Source organism: Streptococcus varani (assembly GCF_001375655.1).
In the GTDB taxonomy this organism is placed as follows: Bacteria; Bacillota; Bacilli; order Lactobacillales; family Streptococcaceae; genus Streptococcus; species Streptococcus varani.
Window position 1 is genome coordinate 270,800 of record NZ_CTEN01000003.1, and the last position, 23,036, is coordinate 293,835.

Annotated in this window: 21 protein-coding genes and 3 pseudogenes; 11 read left to right on the forward strand and 13 right to left on the reverse strand. The window is 40.9% G+C overall.

What is annotated here, in order from left to right; all coding sequences use genetic code 11:
* Positions 1–20 precede the first annotated feature (20 nt).
* From BN1356_RS07420 to BN1356_RS07430, 3 genes are all read left to right on the forward strand, one after another.
* Positions 21–464 carry a MarR family winged helix-turn-helix transcriptional regulator gene (locus tag BN1356_RS07420; protein WP_093650764.1) on the forward strand — a complete coding sequence of 148 codons (444 nt, stop codon included), beginning with the start codon at positions 21–23 and terminating at the stop codon, positions 462–464.
* Positions 465–575: 111 nt separating this feature from the next.
* Positions 576–1,127, forward strand: a complete 552-nt coding sequence (locus BN1356_RS07425) for an NAD(P)H-dependent oxidoreductase (protein ID WP_093650765.1) — start codon at positions 576–578, stop codon at positions 1,125–1,127.
* Positions 1,128–1,381: 254 nt separating this feature from the next.
* Positions 1,382–1,927 (forward strand): NADPH-dependent FMN reductase, encoded by a 546-nt coding sequence (locus tag BN1356_RS07430; protein ID WP_093650766.1) that lies wholly within the window; start codon positions 1,382–1,384, stop codon positions 1,925–1,927.
* Positions 1,928–1,962: 35 nt separating this feature from the next.
* Here the strand turns inward: BN1356_RS07430 and BN1356_RS12890 are convergent.
* From BN1356_RS12890 to yaaA, 4 genes and pseudogenes are all read right to left on the reverse strand, one after another.
* Positions 1,963–2,141 (reverse strand): annotated as a pseudogene (locus tag BN1356_RS12890) (IS5/IS1182 family transposase); the annotation flags it as partial.
* Positions 2,133–2,657 (reverse strand): annotated as a pseudogene (locus tag BN1356_RS07435) (ECF-type riboflavin transporter substrate-binding protein); the annotation flags it as partial. The pseudogenes BN1356_RS07435 and BN1356_RS12890, both read right to left, overlap by 9 nt.
* 20 nt (positions 2,658–2,677) lie before the next feature.
* Complete coding sequence (locus BN1356_RS07440; protein WP_093650768.1) at positions 2,678–3,526, reverse strand: SAM hydrolase/SAM-dependent halogenase family protein; 849 nt, start codon at positions 3,524–3,526, stop codon at positions 2,678–2,680.
* A gap of 153 nt (positions 3,527–3,679) precedes the next feature.
* On the reverse strand, positions 3,680–4,411 hold the full coding sequence (yaaA, locus tag BN1356_RS07445; protein ID WP_093650769.1) for a peroxide stress protein YaaA: 732 nt from the start codon (positions 4,409–4,411) through the stop codon (positions 3,680–3,682).
* A gap of 89 nt (positions 4,412–4,500) precedes the next feature.
* Here yaaA and BN1356_RS07450 point away from each other — a divergent pair, with 89 nt between their 5' ends.
* The 4 genes from BN1356_RS07450 (at position 4,501) to BN1356_RS07465 (ending at position 7,877) form a co-directional block, all read left to right on the forward strand.
* Positions 4,501–4,938, forward strand: a complete 438-nt coding sequence (locus BN1356_RS07450; RefSeq protein WP_093650770.1) for a DUF1836 domain-containing protein — start codon at positions 4,501–4,503, stop codon at positions 4,936–4,938.
* A gap of 1 nt (position 4,939) precedes the next feature.
* Positions 4,940–5,590 carry a PAQR family membrane homeostasis protein TrhA gene (trhA, locus tag BN1356_RS07455; RefSeq protein ID WP_093650771.1) on the forward strand — a complete coding sequence of 217 codons (651 nt, stop codon included), beginning with the start codon at positions 4,940–4,942 and terminating at the stop codon, positions 5,588–5,590.
* Positions 5,591–5,794: 204 nt separating this feature from the next.
* Positions 5,795–6,634 carry a Cof-type HAD-IIB family hydrolase gene (locus BN1356_RS07460; protein ID WP_093650772.1) on the forward strand — a complete coding sequence of 280 codons (840 nt, stop codon included), beginning with the start codon at positions 5,795–5,797 and terminating at the stop codon, positions 6,632–6,634.
* On the forward strand, positions 6,621–7,877 hold the full coding sequence (locus tag BN1356_RS07465; RefSeq protein ID WP_093650773.1) for an aminotransferase-like domain-containing protein: 1,257 nt from the start codon (positions 6,621–6,623) through the stop codon (positions 7,875–7,877). Before BN1356_RS07460 ends, BN1356_RS07465 begins: the two co-directional genes overlap by 14 nt.
* Positions 7,878–8,273: 396 nt before the next feature.
* On the opposite strand, the gene BN1356_RS07470 is transcribed toward BN1356_RS07465, so the two are convergent.
* The 4 genes from BN1356_RS07470 to BN1356_RS07485 form a co-directional block, all read right to left on the reverse strand.
* The gene (locus tag BN1356_RS07470) at positions 8,274–10,013 is read right to left on the reverse strand and encodes an ABC transporter ATP-binding protein (RefSeq protein WP_093650774.1); all 1,740 of its coding nucleotides are present in this window, start codon (positions 10,011–10,013) and stop codon (positions 8,274–8,276) included.
* Positions 10,010–11,767, reverse strand: a complete 1,758-nt coding sequence (locus BN1356_RS07475; protein ID WP_093650775.1) for an ABC transporter ATP-binding protein — start codon at positions 11,765–11,767, stop codon at positions 10,010–10,012. The genes BN1356_RS07470 and BN1356_RS07475 overlap by 4 nt, the downstream gene beginning before the upstream one ends.
* 375 nt (positions 11,768–12,142) lie before the next feature.
* Positions 12,143–12,424: a transposase gene (locus BN1356_RS07480; RefSeq protein ID WP_245620322.1), complete on the reverse strand. Its 282-nt coding sequence runs from the start codon at positions 12,422–12,424 to the stop codon at positions 12,143–12,145.
* A gap of 225 nt (positions 12,425–12,649) precedes the next feature.
* Entirely contained in the window at positions 12,650–13,498 is an 849-nt protein-coding gene (locus BN1356_RS07485; RefSeq protein WP_093650776.1) for a DegV family protein, read from the reverse strand.
* 185 nt (positions 13,499–13,683) lie between these two features.
* Here BN1356_RS07485 and BN1356_RS13115 point away from each other — a divergent pair.
* A pseudogene (locus BN1356_RS13115) lies at positions 13,684–13,941 on the forward strand (TetR/AcrR family transcriptional regulator); the annotation flags it as partial.
* A gap of 367 nt (positions 13,942–14,308) precedes the next feature.
* Here the strand turns inward: BN1356_RS13115 and BN1356_RS07495 are convergent.
* Together BN1356_RS07495 and BN1356_RS07500 are read right to left on the reverse strand one after the other, a co-directional pair.
* Positions 14,309–15,913: a hypothetical protein gene (locus tag BN1356_RS07495; protein WP_093650778.1), complete on the reverse strand. Its 1,605-nt coding sequence runs from the start codon at positions 15,911–15,913 to the stop codon at positions 14,309–14,311.
* Positions 15,910–16,656, reverse strand: coding sequence for an ABC transporter ATP-binding protein (locus tag BN1356_RS07500; protein WP_093650779.1), 747 nt, complete (start codon positions 16,654–16,656; stop codon positions 15,910–15,912). The genes BN1356_RS07495 and BN1356_RS07500 overlap by 4 nt, the downstream gene beginning before the upstream one ends.
* 217 nt (positions 16,657–16,873) lie before the next feature.
* Between BN1356_RS07500 and BN1356_RS07505 the strand changes: the two genes are divergently transcribed.
* The 3 genes from BN1356_RS07505 to BN1356_RS07515 all read left to right on the forward strand — a co-directional run bounded on the left by BN1356_RS07505 (position 16,874) and on the right by BN1356_RS07515 (position 19,129).
* Entirely contained in the window at positions 16,874–17,689 is an 816-nt protein-coding gene (locus BN1356_RS07505; protein ID WP_425423528.1) for a transporter substrate-binding domain-containing protein, read from the forward strand.
* Between the two features lie 12 nt (positions 17,690–17,701).
* Positions 17,702–18,676: an ornithine carbamoyltransferase gene (gene argF, locus BN1356_RS07510; RefSeq protein WP_093650781.1), complete on the forward strand. Its 975-nt coding sequence runs from the start codon at positions 17,702–17,704 to the stop codon at positions 18,674–18,676.
* A gap of 150 nt (positions 18,677–18,826) precedes the next feature.
* The gene (locus tag BN1356_RS07515; protein WP_093650782.1) at positions 18,827–19,129 is read left to right on the forward strand and encodes a hypothetical protein; all 303 of its coding nucleotides are present in this window, start codon (positions 18,827–18,829) and stop codon (positions 19,127–19,129) included.
* A gap of 60 nt (positions 19,130–19,189) precedes the next feature.
* Here BN1356_RS07515 and tpx read toward each other — a convergent pair whose 3' ends face one another.
* The 3 genes from tpx to BN1356_RS07530 form a co-directional block, all read right to left on the reverse strand.
* Entirely contained in the window at positions 19,190–19,678 is a 489-nt protein-coding gene (tpx, locus tag BN1356_RS07520; protein ID WP_093650783.1) for a thiol peroxidase, read from the reverse strand.
* A 90-nt stretch (positions 19,679–19,768) separates the two neighbouring features.
* Positions 19,769–20,296, reverse strand: a complete 528-nt coding sequence (locus BN1356_RS07525; protein ID WP_093650784.1) for a GNAT family N-acetyltransferase — start codon at positions 20,294–20,296, stop codon at positions 19,769–19,771.
* 199 nt (positions 20,297–20,495) lie between these two features.
* Positions 20,496–22,964, reverse strand: coding sequence for a heavy metal translocating P-type ATPase (locus BN1356_RS07530; protein ID WP_093650785.1), 2,469 nt, complete (start codon positions 22,962–22,964; stop codon positions 20,496–20,498).
* Positions 22,965–23,036: the final 72 nt, after the last annotated feature.

The window sequence follows — 23,036 nt, forward strand, 5'->3', positions numbered from 1 at the left end:
TTTCTTGCTAAACTATTTTCATGGAAAAGAAGATTGAAGAAATATTAAAAGAAAATGAATCAGCCTTACATAGTTTGGTTGTTTTTCATCGTGCAACCAACGCAATTAGCCGCCAAGAAATACAGACCATTAAAAAACACAATTTGACAGTGTCTCAATTTGGTGTCTTGGAAGCTCTCTACAACAAAGGAAATCTCCGTATTCAGGACCTGATCGATAAATTGCTCAGTACTTCTGGTAATATGACAGTGGTTATCCGCAATATGATCCGCGATGGTTATATTTTTAAAGTTCCAGATGAAAAAGACAAGCGTTCCTTCTTAATCGGTTTAACCCCCCTTGGTCAAGAAAGAATAGAAAAGATTCTTCCGGAACATTATGAAAATATTGGTAAAATTTTCTCGATTATCAGCCAAGAGGAACAAGAAACAATGGCTACTATTCTTAGAAAATTTAAATTGTAAGCTCTTTTTGCTATTTCATTCTGAGTATGGTATGCTCATTTCATCAAATCAATAAGAAAGTTTTGGCAATACATACTTTCTTAACCCTATTTTTTTATAAAGGAGTCATTTATGACAAAAGTATTGTTTGTAGTCGGTTCGCTTCGCAACGGTTCATTTAACCACCAATTGGCTGAAAAAGCTGAGAAAGCTTTAGAAGGCAAGGCTGAGATTGCTTACCTTGATTGGTCTCAAATTCCAGCTTTCTCAGAAGATGCAGAAGTTCCAACTCCAGCCTCCGTTCAAGCTGCTCGGGATGCTGTTGAAGCAGCAGACGCTATCTGGTTCTTTTCTCCCGTTTATAACTACGCTATCCCAGGTAGTCTGAAAAATGTCATCGACTGGCTCAGTCGTGCTCTTGATTTATCTAATCCAAAAGGTCCGTCCATTCTAGAAAATAAATTTACAACAGTATCTGCTGCCGCAAACGGTGGACAGGAGCAAATGTTCGCTCATTTTGCAGACCTGCTTCCGTTCGTCCGTACCCAAATGGTTGGCGACTTTACTGCAGTTGCCATCAATCCTGAAGCTTGGGCTACTGGAGAATTAGTGGTGACAGACGATAAATTAGTGGCTATCACTGCTCAAGCTGAAGCCTTGATCAATGCAATAAAACAAATTTAAAAAATCAATGCGAAATCCTGACTCCTATGTGAACTCAGGGTTTTTATTTTCTGCCCTATGCTCCTGGTCTTGACTTTTCTATCAAATAGAAACCTCTGAAAAGAATAGAATGATTGCAAACAAAATCCTTTACAAGTGATAAAAATTGTCATATAATTACTACATAGTGATAGTTCTCGTAGATTCCATCACAACCAACTCTCAAGAATGCTACTAGCATTTTTAAACTTATCATAGAAAAAGAGGAAAAAGAAATGAAAAACATTTTATTTGTAGTCGGTTCACTCCGCCAAGGTTCATTCAACCATCAATTGGCTGAGAAAGCTGAAAAAGCTTTAGAAGGTAAAGCAAGTGTTACTTACCTTAACTGGAAAGACGTCCCAGTATTCTCACAAGACCTTGAAGCAAATGCACCTGCTTCCGTTCAAACTGCACGTGAGGCTGTTCTTGCTGCGGATGCTATCTGGATTTTCTCTCCAGTTTACAATTTTGCTATTCCTGGTTCTGTGAAAAACTTACTTGACTGGCTCAGCCGTGCCTTAGACTTGTCTGACACAACTGGTGCTTCTGCACTCCAAGATAAAATTGTAACCATTTCATCTGTTGCAAATGGTGGACACGAGCCATTATTTGCTGCTTACAATGCACTTCTACCATTTATACGTACACAAGCTGTTGGTGATTTCACAGGTATATCTGTTAATCCAGAAGCTTGGGGAACTGGTGAGTTAGTCGTTGCGGAAGATAAATTGGCTGCAGTTGCTGCACAAGCTGATGCTTTATTGGAAGCAACAAAATAAATTTTACAAATTAAAACGTTCAAAAATATAGTAAAAGAGGCTGGGCAAAAAGTAGCTTCAAATAAAACCACACGGTGATTTCTGTCTTGAAAACAATCAAGATGAAAAAATCACTGTGTGGTTTTTGAGTATTTGAATTTTTAGGGTCGAGATTCTTAGTCAATTTTGTTAGATTCATGCTCATGAATAGGAAGCCGATCTCCGTTTGGACGCGGCTCTTTGCATAAATGGCTAGTAGAATTGTTCCACCAACAGCTACAGTCAGGCTATTGACGATTGCAGTCATTAAGCCCTGAGTATAAACTTTTGTAGAATCTTCAGAGTAGATCAATATATCTAAAAACGGTGCAATGAGACCCCAACCCAGAATATTGATAGCCACCTGTGTAAGGTTAAAAATAATGATATCCTTAAGGGACAAGCTGCCTTTTTCTAAGTTAATAAATTTAGATGCAAAACCAATCACTAAACCAAAGAGGGCGCTGACTAAAACCCAAGTCCACCAAACCGAACCATAACCAATCGCATCAATCAGTGTATGCCCGATAAAGGCTGAAAGAAAGCCGACAGTTGGACCAAAGATAATGGCTAAAAGGACTACGACTGCGTACTGTAACTGGATATTGGTATTGGGTACACCAGTTGGGATCCTCACCAACATACCGATGATGACAAAGAGGGCGGCCCCTACACCGATTGCAACAACTGATTTAATAGAATTATTTTTCATTTTTTCTCCTAACTGTGCTCTTAGTGAGCTATTTTTCTGATCTCAATGTGCCAGTTAGAACCGACACCAATATTGTAGGCTTTAGCAAAGGACCCTTGATTAATAGCTAGACCTACCCGGTAAAGAGAGTTGATATAAATCAAAGGTTGACCAATGCGAACATCTGCAAAAGATTTCCCATAAGTCACTTGATTCTGATAGACCAACATATCATTATTATAAATTGTCACTTCGAACCGATCACCAAATGCCGGTTCTAGTTGATAAAACTCATCTCTTGATACCGAAGTCCAGAGAGAACCAAAGCGGACATCCAAGATATCAATAGAGCCTTTAACAAAATCTGCTCCGAGTAGGGTGGCTACAGTTGGAATTTCAACAATATCTTCTACTTTTAAGAGAGGACCAACTTCTTCAAAAGAGATATGACCTGAAGCTAATTTGGCTCCTGTATAAGCATAGACATCACGACCATGGAAGGTATACGAATGCTCTGTATTTGCACGGCGATTGGCAACCTCTGAAATTTCACGAACAGCCTTAATACCAACTTCTTTCTTGATAAAAGAGAGTGTGCCATTATCAGGAGTCACGATATATTGGTTCTTCTCGGTCAGAGCAACCACACTTCGTCGTTTAGACCCGACACCCGGATCAACAACTGAGACAAAAGTTGTTCCCTCTGGCCAATACTCGACCGTTTGAAAGAGTCGATAAGAGCCTTCAAAAATATTGTAAGGCGTGATATCATGGGTCAAATGATGGACAACCAGTTCAGCGGACTCTTGTAGAGCAACACCAATCATAGCTGATACAGCTCCATCGACCAGACCAAAATCCGACTGAAGGACTAATAAATTATTAGACATAAAATCTCCTTATTTGCTACTCTTTTCATCTTAACAGAAAGACCGTTAGTAGGCAATTATCTATTTTTTATGAATAGCCATAGCTATTCTTTATAAGGCGAATACTATTTGTTGCAGACCTATGCCATTGATGGCAATGAAAGAGCAGTGACCCTAGCTAATGCTTCTGACAAAGACCAATTCCTTCTCACAGGACAAATCATCACGAAAGATGAAACCATCAAATTGTAAGGTCTTGATTTCTTCTATGGTATGAATCTTCTCTTTGGCCATTTGAGAAAGGATACGTCCACGTCCTTTTTTTGAAATAGTGGAATGTGTTTTGAGTTGGCCATCCTTGTCTTCCATAAAGATAATCTTGGTTAATCTTTTCTGAAGACTTGGTGAAAATACTGCCTCAAATTCTGAAGAAAGTAAGGAAATAATGAGTTCATCCTTTTCGACCAGATGATCATACTGCTCTCGCCAAAATTGTTTAAGACCCGTCTTACCAATCTTGAGATTTCCTTGGAAGTCCAAGCGGTGGGGAGAAATGAGATCAAACACATTGATGGCCCCATAAAAACCTGTCGTAATAAAGGCGTGTTTCTTCAGATAATCCACCTCTGCCTTAGACAAATCTCGCCGGTCCATATAGCGATACATGAGGCCATCATATAGTTGCCAAGCAGGATAAAGTCTAGCTTGACCTTGAGATAATCGTTGCCAGCGGTCCAACTCCAACTCTGCTTTATCCAACTTTATTTTATAGAACTTAGCCAGTTCTTCAATGGACATCTTTGTCAGAAGGACCAGAAGCTTTTGGCTAGTAGCAGGTAGTTGCTGAAAAGCTTGACTTTCCAAATTGGTATTCATTTCTTTTGCATTAGGAATAAGAATTTTCATAGCTTCATTGTATCATATCTGCTTTTTTCTTGACAAATATTTTATAAGATGATAATATCTAGTTATCAAAACTAGATAAAAAGGTGTTTATGATTATGTCTTTATCAAAATGGAATGAATTGCCCTCACTTGATCTTTATTTGGATCAAGTTCTTCTCTATGTTAATCAAGAGACGGAAACTTTTCTCAGCAAAAATGAGAAACCTTTGACGGCTTCCATGATTAACAACTATGTCAAAAACGGCTTTCTACCAAAGCCTGAAAAAAAGAAATACGGCCGTATCCAGTTGGCAAGGTTAATCGTGCTAAGTATTTGTAAGACAGTCTTTTCTATTTCAGACATTGCACAAATGATTGATGTTCATTATAAGGATCGGAATTCACAGCTTCTCTATGATACCTTTGTGGACTGCCTAGAAGGAAAGAGTCAACCGAACACACCAGAATTAATCAGCAAGGCCTGTCAGACTATTCTAGTCTATAAAGAAGCTATGGAGTTGATTGAACAGCTCAGGGAGGAAAAATAAAATGAATACCAGCTTTAAATTATCCAACCCACTAACATTCGGTGAGGAAATCGGAAATGCTGTTACGCATGCGGTCGCAGCTTTTGGCATGTTGCTGATTTTGCCCTATACCGCTATCCATACTTTCAATTTGCATGGAGCTTTGCAAGCCTTTGGGGCTTCAGTCTTTGTCATCAGCCTCTTCCTCATGTTTCTCTCCTCAACCATCTATCATTCCATGTCCTATGGCTCCACTCACAAGTACATCTTACGCATCATCGACCATAGCATGATTTACATCGCTATTGCTGGGTCTTATACACCAGTGGTCTTGACTATTATGAATAATTGGATCGGCTATGTTATTCTCTTCATCCAATGGGGCACTACTATTTTTGGTATACTCTACAAAATTTTCGCCAAAAGGGTTAATGAAAAATTTAGTCTGGCCCTTTATCTGATTATGGGTTGGTTGATTGTCTTTATCTTTCCAGCCATTATCCGACAAACTGGACTTGCTTTCTGGTTACTGATGCTGGGAGGCGGTCTCTCTTACACTATTGGTGCCATCTTTTACGCTAAGAAGAAGCCCTATTTCCATATGATTTGGCATTTCTTCATCATCCTAGCTTCTGCCCTCCAATATATGGCCATTATTTTTTATATGAACTAGTCGACTTTCAGGATTTAAAAAGTTTTTTGCCATTTGTTGCTTGTACAGTTGAGCAAGCTTCAAAAGCGAGTGCTGATTTCATTTTCACTAACATTCAACACACAAAGGTTTGGTTTTCCAAGCCTTTTCTTGCTATAAAAAATCGATTACGATACAATGAAACTAAGAAAACTGTGCTGGTACAGATAAAGAAAGTGAGTCACGATGATCAAACTAATCGCCATTGATATGGATGGAACCTTGCTCAATTCCCAAAAAGAAATTTCTGATTTAGACAAGAAAACCTTGCAAAAGGCTGCTAAAGCCGGTATTAAAATTGTTCTCTGTACAGGGCGTCCCAAATCAGGTATCACTCCCTATTTTGACCAACTCAATTTAAGCGATGAAGAATACGTTATTGGGAATAATGGCTGTCTAACCATGACAAATAAGGATTGGCAACTTCTTCATACCGAAGGAGTTGACGCAGAAGACTTAGAGGCTTTAGAAGCTCTCTTGGCTGATTTTCCTCAACTCAATCTGGTCCTCTTCACGCCAGAAGCCAACTATGTCTTGGGAAGGGAGATCAATGCCCAGACCAAGCGAGATGCGGAGATTGAGTTCTCTAAGATTTTTCACACTGATTTACCGTCATTCAAAGAGAAAAACATCCCAGTATTGGTTCCTATTTTCATTGGAGAACCAAGGATTCTAGATGCTTTTCAAGAGCGATTCGATAGTCAACTTACTGAAAAATACAACACCGTTCGCAGTCTGGACTATGCTTTTGAAGCCCTACCAATGGGAGTCAGCAAGGCGAAGGCTCTAGCTCGCTTGGCTCAAGATCTAGGTATTCAAACAGAGGAAATCATGGCCATCGGTGATGGCAACAACGACTTAGAAATGCTTGAATTCGCTGGTTTATCTGTGGCTATGGCCAATGCTAAGGCAGCTGTCAAAAAAATAGCCCAGGTTGAGACAAGTTCCAATGATCAATCTGGTGTTGCTCAGGCTATTCTCAAATATGCATTGAATTCATCGAGGCTAAGAGATGAACAAATATAAAATCATCATCCAGGATATTCTGCACAGCATTGAAAGGGGCGAGTTTAAGCGAGGGCAAAAACTGCCTTCCATTCGAAAACTCAGCACAGACTATCACTGTAGCAAGGATACTGTGCAAAAAGCCATGTTAGAGCTCAAGCACCAAAATGCCATTTATTCAGTTGAAAAGAGCGGTTATTATATCTTAGAAGACAAGGATTTTCAGCTAGAGACACTGGTGCTGAACCCTGAAGATTTTCAACAATTGCCTTATGAAGATTTCAGAACTTGCCTCAATGAAAGCCTGGTCGGACGAGAAAATTATCTCTTCAACTACTATCACCAACAAGAAGGACTCGAAGACTTACTTGCTTCGAGTCACCAGTTGCTGATGAACTATGATGTCTACAGTAAAAAAGAGCAACTAGTCATCACAGCTGGCACCCAGCAAGCCCTCTATGTTCTATCAAAAATGGACTTCCACAATGGAGGCCATAAAATTCTCTTAGAAAAACCAACCTATGAACGAATGCAAACATTGGTCGAAAAACAAGATCTACCATTTGAAACGATTGAACGTTCCTTTGCTGGTTTCAATCTAGCAGAATTGGAAAGAATCTTCCAGACTGGTCAGATTAAGTTTTTCTATACCATTCCCCGTCTCCATAATCCTCTGGGCATTTCTTACACTTTAGAAGAAAAAAAAGAGATTGTGCGCTTAGCTCAGCAATACGAGGTTTATATTGTGGAGGATGATTATCTTGCTGATTTTGATGCCAGCAAGTCCCTACCCTTTCATTATTTGGATATGGAAAGTCGCGTCATCTACCTCAAATCTTTCACTACAACCCTCTTTCCAGCTTTGCGAATCGGTTGCGTAGCCCTGCCCCAACCTCTAGTAGAATCCTTTTTAGAAGAAAAAAGCCTGATTGACTATGATACCAACCTCATTATGCAGAAGGCTTTGTCGCTCTATATTGATAACGGTATGTTCGCTCGTAACACACAGAACTTGCGAAATCTCCACCTAAAACAGGAAATGGATATGCAAAAGATAGTGGATGGGGTCCAATTGCAAACAGCTTATCGCATCAGCAAAGAAAAATTAATATTGGAACTAACTTCAAATCAACTCACTGCCCCCCTCAAGCACAGCAAGATTTCTTTTGAACTGCTGGAGACAAAGAAGTATGATTACCTGATTTTGACTTATGGAACAGACCTGGAAAGTAATCTTCAAAAGATTAATGATTACCTAAAATAAAAGAAGACCGAGAAAAAATCGAATCTCAGCCTTTCTTTTGAAAATTGAATACTTTAAATGGGTATCGAATCAATGTTAAGAATACGGATTCGATACTCCTTTTAGTTATTCCAATCTATTTTGCCAACTTTTTCTTTTGATTCTTTTATCTATCAACTCAACCAATCCATCCGCACTGTATCGAGAAAAACTTCCCTTTTCCCTATCTCCAACCTTCAACAGTCGTCTAAGACTGTGAGGAGGAAAACTTTCGATTTCCTAATCTCCCGACTTCAACAAGACATCAGTCTGCAAGGAGGGAAACGATGTTTCCTTTATTTCCCGACTCAACCAGTCTATCCCCAGACTGTTTTGACAGAATCTTCGATTCCTTCATTTCCAACCTCCAACAGTCGTCTAAGACTGTTGGAGCATACCAGCCTGTAACTGATACATTTTTTGGTAGGTGCCTTCTTGGGCTAGGAGTTGGTCATGACTGCCGGATTCGATGATGCGACCTTTGTCCAGTACATAGATACAGTTGGCATCTTGAATAGTGGATAGGCGATGGGCGATCGCAATTGTCGTCCTACCCTGCCGCATCTTCTTAAGAGATGTTTGAATGACTTCTTCTGTTTCCGAATCAATATTGGCGATAGCCTCATCTAAAATCAAGATCTTAGGCTGGGCTGCTACTGTTCTGGCAAAAGCAATCAACTGGCGTTGACCTGATGACAGAGTCGAGCCACGCTCGGTAACGGCCTGATCATACCCGTTCGGCAGATTTGTGATAAAGTCATCCGCATCCACAAATTCTGCAGCTGCAATAACATCTTGTCTGGTCAAATCATCCTGATACATCTTGATATTGGATTCAATTGTCCCATGATAGAGGAAGGGATCCTGTAAGACCAGTCCAACTGCCTTACGCAATTCAGCTTGGCTGTAATCTCGGATATTCACGCCATCAATCAAAATCTGACCACGTTCAAATTCATAAAAACGCATAAAGAGATTGATAATGGAAGATTTCCCAGACCCTGTATGGCCGACAAAGGCGATGGTCTCCCCTTGATTGACGGAGAAGGAAATATTTTTGAGCACATCATTTTCCCCATCATAGGAGAAAGAAACATTCTTAAATGCAATATTGCCAATTGCTACTTGTGCATCTGATTCGGACTGAACAGGCTCATAAGCAGTTTGATCCATCATGGTGAAGACGCGCTCGGCTGACACCATGGAGGTTTGTAAAGTGGCAAAGTTTTGAGTCACTTCAATCAGAGGATCAAAAAGCTGGTTAATGTATTGGATAAAAGCATACATGAGACCAGCCGTAAAGGTGGCAGTCTGCCAGTTGAGTCCAAAAAAGGTCAAAATCACTGCATAAGCTAGAACCTTGAGAACCGACATCGCTGGACGCAAAAATAGAGAGTTGACATTGACTGACCGATTGGCATAGTCCAGATGCTCTTGATTAATGGCTTCAAATTCGCCAATCAAGCGTTTTTCCTGACGAAAGGCCTGGATAATCCGCATACCCTCAATAGATTCAGACAACTTAACATTGATATCACTGAGCTTACTTCTGGTCATCATAACCAAATCATTGGACAGTTTGCGATAGAGCCAAACAGAACCCCAGATAATCGGTAAGAAGGGCAGGATATAAAGAGTTAACTGCCAATTGAGTTGCAACATGGTGATCAAGGTTGCCGTAAAGATAAAGAAAGAAGCGATGAAACTAGAGAAGACCGTTCCAAACATATCCGCTACGGCCTGACTATCATTGGTAATCCGCGATACAATAGAGCCGGCAGGCGTTTTGTCAAAATAAGACATGCCCAAAGACTGAACATTGGCAAAGGTTTCCTGCCGCATGTCACGAACGATACTATAGGCTACTCGAGAAAAAGTATAAGAGCCTAGGTAGGTAAAGAGCACCCGAAGTAGGAAGAGGAAATAATATCCGACTAAGAGAAGCAAACCCGACTGGGCCACTTCTTGGTTGACAAAATGATCAATATAATAGCGAGCCACCAGTGGAATCGCCGTTCTTGTCAAAGTAGTCAAGAGGATAAAAGCGAGTGCTGTCAGTGTCCACCACTTGTAACGCATAAGATAACCCATGAGTCGCATTAAAACTGATTTTTTCATGAGATACCTCCTTCTAGACTAGCTTCTAAGCTTTCTGTTAATTGTTGCGATTGGTAGGTTTCATAGTACCAGCCAGCCTGTTCCATTAGTTCTTGGTGGTTGCCGGCTTCCTTGATTCGGCCATTTTCCATGACTAAAATCAAATCTGCATGAACGATAGCCGACAAGCGATGAGCTGTGATAATGGTAGTTTTTCCATAGCGCTCATCTTTTAAATTTTCAACAATGTGGTGCTCAGTCTTGGCATCAACAGCCGACAGAGAATCGTCCAACATAAGAATCTCAGGGTTAGCAGCCAAGGCTCGACTCATAGCAATCCGTTGCTTCTGACCGCCAGACAGAGAAACTCCACGTTCCCCAATGATAGTACCAAAGCCCTCAGGCATAGCTATAATATCTTCATAAACACCACAGAGTTGTGCTGCTTTTTCAACCATTTTATCGGGTAGATCAGGGTTGGCAAAGCGGATATTATCCCGAATAGACATGGCAAAAAGAATCTGGTCCTGAGGGACATAGCCCATGAGACTGCGTAGGTCTTGCAAACTGTAATCACGGATATCATAACCATTCAAAGAAATTGAACCAGACTCTACATCTCGCTCGCGTAGAAGCAATTTAAGAAGCGTCGTTTTTCCAGAACCTGTCGGACCTACAATACCCAGAGTTTGTCCTTTTTTGAGAGCAAAATGAACATTGGATAAGGTTTCCTGTTCGTCATAAGAAAAGCTGTCAATAGCATAGTCCAAATTACCGTTTTTGATGCCAGGTAGAGGATTAGCAGTCTCTACAATGTCTGATTCCTGAGCTAGAAGATGATCTATCCGTTCATAGGAAACAGAGCCACGCTGGATGACATTGAAGAGGAAGCCCATGGCTTGCAGGGGCCAAACCAGCATATCCAGATAGGTAATAAAGGTAACTAACTCACCGATTGTTAACTCACCATTAGCGATAAAAATGCCACCAATGACCAAGGTCAAAACATAAGACAAGCCTACAAAGGTGATGGTCATAGGATCAAAGAGGGCATTAAACTTGGCTGCCCGCATATTTTTTTCAAAAACCTCTTGGTTAGTATGGGCAAAAGCTGCAACTTCTGCACCTTGGTAACCAAAGGATTTGGTCACTTTAATTCCTGAAACAGATTCCTGGACATGGTTGTTGAGTTTTGAAAAGGCTTCTTGAGATGCTTTAAAAGCCGTATGATTGCGTCGACCTAGGGCACTAGTTGCCATAGCCATAAGGGGTAGAGGCAGGATGGCAATAAGTGTCAAACGCCAATCCAGGACAAAGAACATCGTCGCCAAGGTCACAACAGCCGTTATGGATGCATCTACTGCCGACATAACACCACCACCAGCTGTCATCACCAAAGCATTGATATCATTGGTTGCATGGGCCATCAAATCACCCGTCCGAAAACGTTGGAAAAAGGAAGGCGACATCTTGGTAAAGTGTTCAAAAAGACGAAAACGTAAGATCTGTCCCAAGTGATTGGCTGTTCCAAAAATATACATCCGCCAAATATAACGCAAGCCATACATAGCAAAACCGGATACCACCAAGTAGAGGACATTGAGAAAGAGTTCTTGATTGGTCAAGGTTTGACCAGCAATCTTATCAATGATTTGCCCCATCACTCGAGGCGGAATCAAATTAAAAACACTTACTAGACCAAGTGCTATAATCCCCATACTATATCGTCGCTTTTCCATTCTGAAAAACCAGCCTAATTTTTTCAATAAATACATGCTTTCTCCTTTAGTCAGTCTTTCCATTATACGCTTGTGAAAAATCTTTTGCAAGGATTGGCTATGAAGAACCATTCCCCTTGTTGCCTTTTTCTCATAATTTCGTATATTTTTAAAAAGAATGGAGAGTGAACTTGTCCGCAGAATGGTATTTTTCTAACCTTGACTAGTCATTTCAAAGCTAATCTTGAAAAAAGGGCGCACTTGGCCCTTGTAAGTGGAGGGATTTTTTAAACAACCCAACTCGCCAGATGCGCTTGGTTTCCAGTCTTCAATTTTGCCAGGGCAAAGCCAATCATGACAAGAAAACTCATACTGATAGCTAACCTCATCTTCTTCAGGCCTCGAATGGTATGATTCTCAAAACGAAAATCCCTATCCAATCTTCCGTTGACCCGCTCCACATATTTGTCGAAGCTGACTATTCATATTCAGATGCCGAATCAATTGTTGGTCGGTTTCCAGCTGTAAAATAAATTTAGACACGTAGGCGATGAAGTAAGATTGAACACTATAATCTCGACGTCCATGACGACGTCTTTCTTCCAGACACTGGAAGAGGTTGGTTTCTGGCAAACCATCCAGAACAGTCAAAATTTTTTCTAAATCACCCATTTCATGGTCCTCAAAGAGGTTGAGTTGTGTTATAATTTTCATGTGAGACCTCGCTAATAGCTATAGTTTGCACTACTATTATAACGCTTTGACGTTGAATGATGGCTCATAAAGGGAAAAATCGCTACAGACCGTGGCGATTTTTCTTTTTAGGTGATCCTTAAACCTTGATAAATCTAAGTTCAAGAAAAAGGGGAATGATTCATGAAAATGAAAACTTCCTGATAGCATAGAAAAAAACTGACCCAAAAGTCAGCTTTCATTTTCTTATCCAATTTCATAGCCCATCAAAAGACCACCCTCTTCAGCATAGAAAGAGCACAGTCCAGATGTCGGAATCCATTCAATATCCGCTTGAGGATATGTACTTCTTACCAATTCTGAAAATTGTTGACAAAACTTATCGTTGTTGCGGTGGCCCAGAGCAATACGGCCACCCCTATAACCAGCTTTTTTCATCTCATCAAAAGCTGCAGTGACTGACTTCTTATGGCCACGCGCCTTTTGCAGAAGTTCCAACTTACCTTCTCCACTAGCTTCACCCACCATACGGATGTTCAAAAGACCAACCACAGTTCCCAACAGTTTGCTGAGACGACCATTTTTTACAAGATTATCCACTTTTGCTAAAACGAATAGCAATTTTGATTTTTCTTGGTAAGTTGTAATAGCCTCTACAATTTGATCAAATTCCAAACCTTGAGCAATGAGACGGTTAAGTTCCGCCACAATTAAGTCCATCTCACCACCAGCTGACAAACTATCAATCAAGTGAATGTTAACATTTGGATGCTCTTCTTGGAACATCTCCTTAGCAACACGGGAGCTATTAAAAGATCCTGACAAACCACCAGTAATAGTGATGACAAAGATATTTTCTGCCCCTTCATAGGCTGCTGCATAAGCTTGAGGGCTTGGGCAAGCTGAGGTCGCTGCTTTACTAGAAGCATACATAGCCTCCATAAACGTATCAATATTCAAGTTTGCATCATCAATGTAGTCAACACCGTCTACTTGAATAGAGAGGGGAACACTCTCAAACACTGTATCTGCTGCAATATTGGCCAATTCCTTATAGTCACAACCGGAGTCAGCAACAATTTTCCATTTAGTCATTATATTCCATCTTTCTAGTCATAAAGCAATTCTATTTGACAAGCACATTATCTTCTTTTACAATAATTATAACATGAAAACAATTCCAAGATAAATAAAATATCTTCGGATGTCACAGAAAGTCTATCCATTTTCATTATTTACTACTTGAAACAGAGACCTTCATTTCGAGCAAAGGAGAAACCATGTCCAAAAGAAACATTTCCCCTAAATCACTGAAAAATCTTTACCAGTCCAATAAAGAAGCCAATCAAATCACCCGTGAGTCCATTGAAACAGCGCTTCTGCATTTAATGGAGAAAAAAGAATTGCCACAAATTTCCATTTCAGAATTGGTAAAAAAAGCAGGGGTTTCTCGTAATGCCTTCTATCGCAACTACAAATCCAAGGAAGAAATTTTAGAACTAGCTTATGAACGAGCATCCCAACAATGGATGGATAAATGGAAAGAATTACAAAGTAAAATGCATAAAACGGGCGTTCCCCAAACTTTTTCTGATTTTCTACAGCAACAAAAAGAAAAAGTGGCTGACAATCCTGCCTTGGCTAATCTCAGTCAGTGGTTAAAAGAAAAAGTGGGTCATTAAAAAATACAAAGCAAAAAGAAAGCATTTAGAGTTCTGATAATCAGAAAAGAAAATGCTTTCTTTTTCGTTTACGCCACAAATTTTTTTATAAGGTTTGCTAATGTTCTTTCTTATTGGTATAGTTGAATGAATTAGCTTTAAGACTAGGAACTGAGGTGCAGGCAGTACTGGAGTACGGCAAACCGATAGTGACAACGTATCAAAGCTAATTCAAATGACTATACTAGAGCTTCTTCCAGAAACCTTTATAAAGCCAGAACTGCAGACCAGCTACCAAGGCCAAAATAAGCAAGAAAAGAATGATATTGATGACTAGCACATTGGTTGCAAGAGCCAGCATAACTGTCACTATTGTTAATAAAGCGCCGATTATCATCATGCCTACTGTTCCAAAAGCAATTAAGTATTGGCCTTTTCCTCTTGAGAAGAGCTGGTTGATATTCTGCCAATTAAGGTTCAGGAGTCTGTTATCACGCCAGTAGATAAATTGACTGCCCACTATGATAGAAAGCGCCAATCCCAGAAGAAAGAAGAGACTCAAGATCAGTGGAGCTTTGAATAAAAAGATCAGCAGAACCACGTAGACCAAGTAAGGTATTAAATGTTGTACCAGACTAACTACTAAAAACTTATCAATAATAAACTGTTTAAAGTTGAAAGGCAAGGTCTTGATGAAGTTATAACTATCCCGTTCCAGAGAAATAGCGACCCCCAAAAAACTATTTGGACTGGCAAAAAAGATACCAAATAAAGTACCAAGCAGAAATGCATTCCCAAAAAAACGAATATCAATAGTGGAAAGTGAGAAACCACCACTCAACATGGGACCAACCAAAATAAAGGCATAAAGAAGAGGCATTAAATAGGATTGCACAATCAAACTTCCGTCCAATAAGGTTGACAGATGGTGTTTGTGGAGGGCTTGCTTGAGACTTAGTGTCTTACTAGTCTTTGGCTTACCTTGCTTATTATTGGATTGGACCGTCTCCATCGCTAAAATTTGATGGAAGTAAGATGGAATGACCCTTTGGCTAACATAGAGAGCCAAGGCGACAATGACGAAGATAAGAAGACCAAAATTGAGAGCTGTTTCCCAGCTAAATGGCCTTGCCACCACATCATAAAAACCACGAATCAGGAAGATATTAGGCATATCCGTTGGATGTTTACTTCGTAGTTGGTTTTGACTGGTAAATTGAACAAAAAGAAGAACAACAATGACCAAGACTGTCGAGATCACCATCAGGATGGTCGAAACCATCTTTTTATAGGGGCTTTTGGTCAATATTTCTCCAATAAAATGAATCAGAGTTAAGCCGACTAAATTGATGAAAACAATAATCAGGATAGCAATCGGCAATACCCAAAGGAGACCTAAAGGTGAGCCCGTTACTTGCCAGTAAGAAATTCCTAAGAGGGGAAGGATAGGTGACAGATAGACCAACACAGAGCCTTGAGCTGATAGGAGCTTAGCCAGATAGACCTCCCCAGCCTTAAGAGGCAAAGGAAGATAGAGTTTGGTATCGTTACTATCATAAAAAATGGAAAAGAAACTAGTAAAACCATAGACCAGAGATATAAGCATGAACATAGTCAACTGAACTGTAAACATCCCCGGCATCATTCGGTAATCAATACCTATAAAAAGATAAGAATAAATAACTAACATGAGCACTGTTGAAAAAGCCTGTTGCCGTATCATGCTCTTATAGCCAGAAAATTGACCTTTGGGATTTTTGGCTCTTTTTTTCTTGATGGATTCTAGAAGCTGAGAGTTGGAATAGAGAATATTAATCTTCGTTAATTCCCAAATATTTGACCATTTCATTCATGCTCACCTACCTTTGCTTCCGTCTGACGACCTGCTAGTTCCAGATAGATAGTTTCCAAATCTTTATTTGGATGGAGAACTTTTAACTCTTCTAAGGTACCCACAAAGATGACTTGACCTTTCCTCAAAATACCAATCCGATCACAAAGCTGTTCTGCAACGGAGAGGACATGGGTAGAAAAGAGAACGGTCTTACCTTTTTGAGCATGTTCTTTCATCATTTGTTTAAGGTCAAAGGAAGCCTGGGGATCAAGACCTGTCAATGGTTCATCCAGTATCCAGATATCAGGATTTGGAATGAGGGCACCGATTACCATGGTTTTCTGTCGCATCCCATGTGAATAACTGTCAATGGTTTCATATTGACGATCCTTGATATCAAAGAGTGTTGATAGGGTGTCTATTCGTTCTTCAGCAGTTTTCTGATCCACACCATAGATATTGGCTAAAAACTGCCAATATTCACGTGCTGTCAAATTAAGAAAAATATCCGGTGAATCCGGTACATAAGCAATCTGTTTCTTGATAGCATCTCGATTCTGAGCTAGGTCTAAGCCATTGACAGAAATAGATCCCGTAGTTGGCTCGATGATGGAGGTCAAGAGACTGATTGTGGTTGTTTTCCCTGCACCATTGTGACCAATCAAACCAAAAATTTCCCCATTTTCTAAACTTAAATTCAAGTCTTTCAAAGCAGCAAAATCACCATAAAGTTTACTGACGTTGTCAAAAGTAATCATGAACTTCTCCTTTCTTATCATCCCATCAGATAATATAGATCTATTAATATATTTAGGGTCATTATACTCCTTTCTTACATTTTTTTCGAGAGAAAACTGGAAACTAGCTGAAAAAAATATCTTTTCACGATTTTCAGAATAAATATAAAACAAGACTTGACAAATTGTATATTTATACATTAAAATAAGTTTTATATTATTTTTTATTCAAAGGAGATTGAATATGTTGAAAAATTGGATCAAGATACTCTACCTGACTCTACTAGGCTTGACTTTAGTAGCTTGTGGCCAAAGTTCTTCTCAAGAAGATACTAGCCTAAGAGATGTGACAGAAGATGGCAAGTTGGTCGTTGCAACTGAAACAGGATTTGCACCTTTCGTTTTCAAAACGCTAGTTGATAGCAAAGATACGGTAGTTGGTTCCGATGTGGAAATGGTCAAAAAGATCGCTGAAGACTTGGGAGTGGAGCTTGATATTTCAGAGATGAGCTTCGACAATGTCCTCTCTACTGTCCAATCTGGAAAAGCGGATATCGGAATCTCAGGCATTTCTGTCACGGAGGAACGGAAAAAAGTCTTTGACTTCTCTATCCCTTACTATACTGCGACCAACAAACTCATTATCAAAAAAACGGATAGCCAGAAATTGATAGTTCTGGATGCATTTTCTGGATTGTCCGTAGCGGCTCAAAAGGGTTCCATTCAAGAAAGCGTCGTAAAGGAACAGCTAGCAGAGGCCCATCTCATTTCACTGACCCATACTGGCGAGATGATTAACCAATTGAAAAATGGTCAAGTCGCTGCTGTTGTTTTGGAAGAACCAATCGCCAAAGGCTATGTCGAAAAAAATCCTGATTTGATGATTGCGGATATTGAACTGGACTCTTCAGCCAGTGATGCTTATGCCATTGCCTTGCCAAAAGGATCTACCGCGCTCAAGGCCGAAATTGATAAGGTTCTTCAAAAACTGATCGATTCCGGTCAAATTGAGCAAATGATTCAAGAAGCTTATGATTTATCCATAAAGGATTAGGAAGGAAAAGAGATGAAACTAACTTCATTTTTAAAAGAAATTGATTACAATAAAGAGGAATTAACTTATTTGATTGATGAAGCTATCCGCTTCAAGCAACTCAAGAAAGATAAGGTACTCCACAATTATCTGACTGGTCTCAATATCGCCTTGATTTTTGAAAAAGCCTCTACAAGAACCCGGGCTGCTTTCACTGTAGCCGCACAAGATTTGGGGATGAACGCGACCTACTTAGGCGCATCCGAAATCCAGCTGGGCAAAAAGGAGTCGGTGGTCGATACGGCCAAGGTTTTGGGTTCCATGTTCGACGGTATCGAATACCGGGGGTTTTCTCAAGAAGCCCTTGAAGATTTAGCTAGATACTCCGGTGTCCCTGTCTGGAATGGCTTGACCGACCAGTGGCATCCTACTCAAATGCTGGCTGATTTCATGACTCTCAAAGAACACTTTGGTAAACTAGAAGGCCTGCACCTGGTCTATGCTGGTGATGGCCGTAATAATGTTGCCAACTCCCTCTTGGTCACTGCTGCTATTCTGGGTGTCGATATTACCATCCTATCCCCTGAGAGCCTGCAGCCAGAACAAGCGGTCATTGATTTAGCTCACAAGCACAACACTGGGTCTAAGATAAAGATCACTTCTGACACGGCTGCTGTCAAGGGAGCAGACGCCATCTATACTGATGTCTGGGTGTCTATGGGTGAGGAAGTGGACTTCAAGGAGCGGATTGACCTGCTCTTCCCCTATCAAGTCAATCAAGCCCTTTTGGACAAGACTGAAAATCCTAATACGGTCGTTCTCCACTGCCTACCAGCCTTTCATGATACCAAAACTGCTATCGGCCTTGAAATCTATGAAAAATATGGCTACGAATCACTAGAGGTAACGGATGATGTCTTCCAAAATCATGCGGATATCATCTTCCAAGAAGCGGAGAATCGTATGCATACCATCAAAGCAGTCCTCTACCATAGTCTAAAAGACTGACCTTATCTGCTCAAAGATTCAGACAGCAACATTCAATAATCTTTCGATTATATAAACTTATCTCCAAAATTCTTTGGAACTATTTTTTCCTTTCTGACCAAGCGCTGTTTTTATGGTATAATGGATATGTTTTAGTCATGGAGGTGCCTTATGTGTATTAATTGCGGTATTATTTCGGATTTGTTTAACGCGACCAAGCAAAATCCCATTATCGGGTCTAAAAGAGTCTACCAGCTCTTGCTGGAAATGCATACACGTGGGCGTTTGCTGGTCCATACAGCGGCAGCAACCTCTTTTGAACATCTTGCAGCATTTTTGAAGACTTCACAAGAATCAGAAGGTTACTTTTATTTTGAATGTCCCAGATGTGGAGCCTATTTTCACTTCAGCATGGACAAAGAGGGACAGACTGCATATGGTCACGTCAATCAGATTCCTGCCCAAGTCCTATAACATTTCACAACAAAAAAACAGCTCTGGATTGATTGTCCAAGGGCTGTTTTTCATATGATTTTACAAGGCCTTTACAGCTGCTAATGCTTTCTCGTAGTTTGGATGTTCATTCACATTATCCAAGTATTCTGCGTAGGTGATGGTATTGTCTTCATCCAAAACCAGTACCGCACGTGCCAAGAGATTCCACTCTTGCATCAAGAGGCCGTAGGCTTTGCCAAAAGAATGATCGTAGTAATCTGAAAGAGTAATCGCGGACTCCAGTCCTTCGGCTCCGCACCAACGAGCTTGTGCAAATGGCAGATCGCATGAAACGGTGATCACTACTGTATTGTCCATGTCGGTCAAGTCTTGATTAAAACGGCGCGTCTGTGCTGAACAAATACCTGTGTCGATAGACGGTACGACACTGATGACCTTTTTTCCTGTATAATCTGACAGAGATTTCTTAGACAAATCAGGTGCCATAATGGTGAAATCTGGCGCCATAGTCCCAATCTGATGCTGTTTGCCCACCAACGTTACTTCTTTTCCGATAAATGTTGTCATAGAGACCTCCTTAAAACTCTTTTTCTTTATTGTAAGCATTTCCAATGAAAAATACCAATCATTTGACTGGTAATTTTTTTTATTTTCTATTTAGCTTGGCAAATCAGACTCCAACATGCCATAGATATAGGAGTCGGTCCATTCTCCCTTAGTCCAATAATCCTGGATAAAATGTGCCTCTCTTCTCATACCGATGCTTTCGCAAAGTTTTGCAGAAGCCAAATTACGTGCATCAAGTTTTGCTTGGATTCGATGAACAGCATAATCTTTGAAAAGAATGTTTACAAGCGCAGAGAGAGCCTCTTTGGCGTAGCCATGACCGGTGTACTTCTTATTAAAAACATAACCAATTTCGACTGTGTCTCGCATTTCCGTATAGAAAACGTTAATATTTCCAATGACCTTGCCATCATATTCTACGGCCAAATCCAACATGGAATCCTTGTCCAGCTTCCTTCTAGCCAGTTTCTTTTTAAAATATTCTGCAAAATCAGCCTCTGTCCATGCTTCATGAAGTAGAAAACGACAGGTTTCTTCATCACGATAGATTTCAAAAGTATCTTCTCCATCTTTATCTTCAAAGGGTCTAATACTTAATCTCTTTGTTTTAAGCTGCATGATTTCAGTTACTCCTTCCAAATCAGTCCATCATTTTCATACCGGTCGCAAATTTTGAAAAGCCCAGTTTTTCATAAAAGGGTGTCAATTCATCCTCACAGAAAAATTATAATAAACGATATATCTATATTTTCATTATAGCATATTTTCAATTTCCAATATCAAAAAGACAAGAATTGCTTCCTGTCTTCTCTATGTTTTATTCCGGTTTAAAGCCTTTCAAACGCAGGGCGTTGATAAGGACAGAGACAGAGCTGAGGCTCATGGCTGCACCGGCAAACATAGGGTCTAATAATGGGCCACCAAAGACATGGAGGAGCCCCATAGCGATAGGGATACCGATGACATTGTAGGCGAAGGCCCAGAAGAGATTCTGCTGGATGTTGCGGATGGTGGCGCGTGACAGCTGGATGGCCGTGGCTACATCGGTCAACTTGTTGTGCATAAGGACGATATCAGCTGATTCGATCGCCACATCGGTCCCATTTCCAATAGCCATACCGATGTGAGCCTGAGCTAGGGCTGGGGCATCATTGATACCATCACCAACCATGGCTACATGGCGGCCGGCTGCTTGAAGATTTTTGACTTCACGGGCCTTGTCTTCCGGTAGGACCTCACTCAAAACCCGGTCGATACCTACTTGCTGGGCAATAGCTTGGGCGGTCAATTCATTATCACCAGTCAGCATGATAGTTTCAATGCCCATCTTCTGCAGTTTGGCAATGGCTTCTAGGCTAGACTCCTTGATAGTATCTGCCACGGCAATGATACCTAAGAGCTGACCTTTTTTGCCCACATACATAGGCGTTTTTCCTTGAGTTGCCAGAGCTTGAGCCTGGCCTTCAAATTCTTCTAAGTCAATGCTCTGTTCTTGCATCCACTTGTTGTTCCCCAGATAAATGTTCTCATCTTCAATCTTAGCAACAATACCAAATCCTGAGATGGTTGTAAAATCAGTTGCCTTTGGCAAATCCAATTTTCGATTCTTAGCGGATTCGACAATGGCTTCACCCAGTGGATGCTCAGAACCCTGTTCAGCAGCTACAGCCAAACGCAAAAGCTCATCCTCAGCCACATCAGTTGCAACCAATAAATCTGTCACGACTGGTTTTCCTTCTGTGATGGTTCCTGTTTTATCAAAGACGATGGTCTGAATCTTCTTGGCTTCTTCCAGTGCATCGCCTGATTTAATCAAGACTCCGTATTCCGCTCCCTTTCCTGTGCCCACCATAATGGCTGTCGGCGTTGCTAAACCCAAGGCACAAGGGCAAGCAATGACCAGAACGGAGATAAGGATAGAGAGGGAGAAGATCCAGGATTCCTGACCTAGGACAAACCAAGCTAGACCTGAAAGGAGGGCCAGACCCATGACGATGGGAACAAAGACGGCCGACACTTGGTCTGCTAGTTTCGCGATAGGAGCCTTAGAACCTTGAGCTTCTTGCACCAGCTGGATAATTTGCGATAAAGTCGTATCCTTACCCACCTTGCTTGCTCGGAAGGTGAAAGAGCCATTTTTGTTAATGGAAGCACCGACAACAGAAGATCCTTCTTCCTTAAGGACTGGCAAAGATTCGCCGGTCAACATAGATTCGTCAACGGTGGATCGCCCTTCCACTACCTGACCGTCCACAGGAATTTTTTCCCCTGGTTTCACCAACAATAAGTCACCCACTAAAACCTGCTCCAATGGAAGCTGAATTTCTTTACTGTTGCGGATGACACGGGCAGTCTTCGGAGCCAAGCCCATCAGTTGCTTGATAGCTTGGGAAGTCCTCCCCTTGGACACATGCTCCATGTATTTACCCAGTGTGATGAGAGTCAAAATAACCGCTGCAGACTCAAAGTAAAGTTCCGGATGTCCTCCATGATGAACACCTACTTTACCCATAGCTAGAAGAATGGTCATGGCTAAGCCTTGTATGAGGGCTGCGCTGGTCCCGATAGCAATGAGCGAATCCATATTGGGATGACGCGCCATCAGGTTTTTAAACCCGCGGACATAAAAGGAGCGACCCAAATATACAACGGGTAGAGTAAAAATAAGCTGGGTCAGGGCGTAAGTGACTAACTCGTGGGCCGGATCCAAAAATCCTGGCAAGGGAAGACCTCCCCAAGGGACCATGGGTCCCATAGCAATATAGAGCAGGGGTAAGGTGAAAACGGTAGACCAGATAAAACGAGTCCAGAAGTTCTTGATTTGCTTTTCCTGACGATCTTCAGCCGGTGCTACTTCCTGACTTGCCAGAGACAAGGCTTTATATCCTGCTTTGTTCACCGCTTCGATGATTTGAGAGGGATAGAGATTTTGAGTATCGTAGCTGACCGTCAGTTTTTCTGTCGCTAAGTTGACGTTGGATGTGTCGACACCAGGTAGCTTACCAACTGCCTTTTCCACGGTTAAAGCACAGGTAGCGCAGGTCATGCCTTCAATATCAAAGGTCTCTGTCTTTACATCACGAGCCAAATGATAGCCAGCCTTTTCAACAGTAGCCTCCATGTCTGCAAAACTTAAAAGATTTTCATCATAATCTATACTGACTGTTTCATTTGCCAAGTTCACATGAACTTGTTGGATCCCTTCCAACTTTCCAAGGGCTTTTTCCACCGTCAAAGCACAACTAGCACAAGTCATGCCTTCCACTGCATAAGATTCTTTTCTCATAGATTTACCTTTCGATTACATTTGTAAACTTATTATATACAATTCGATTACATTTGTAAACAACTTTGCTTC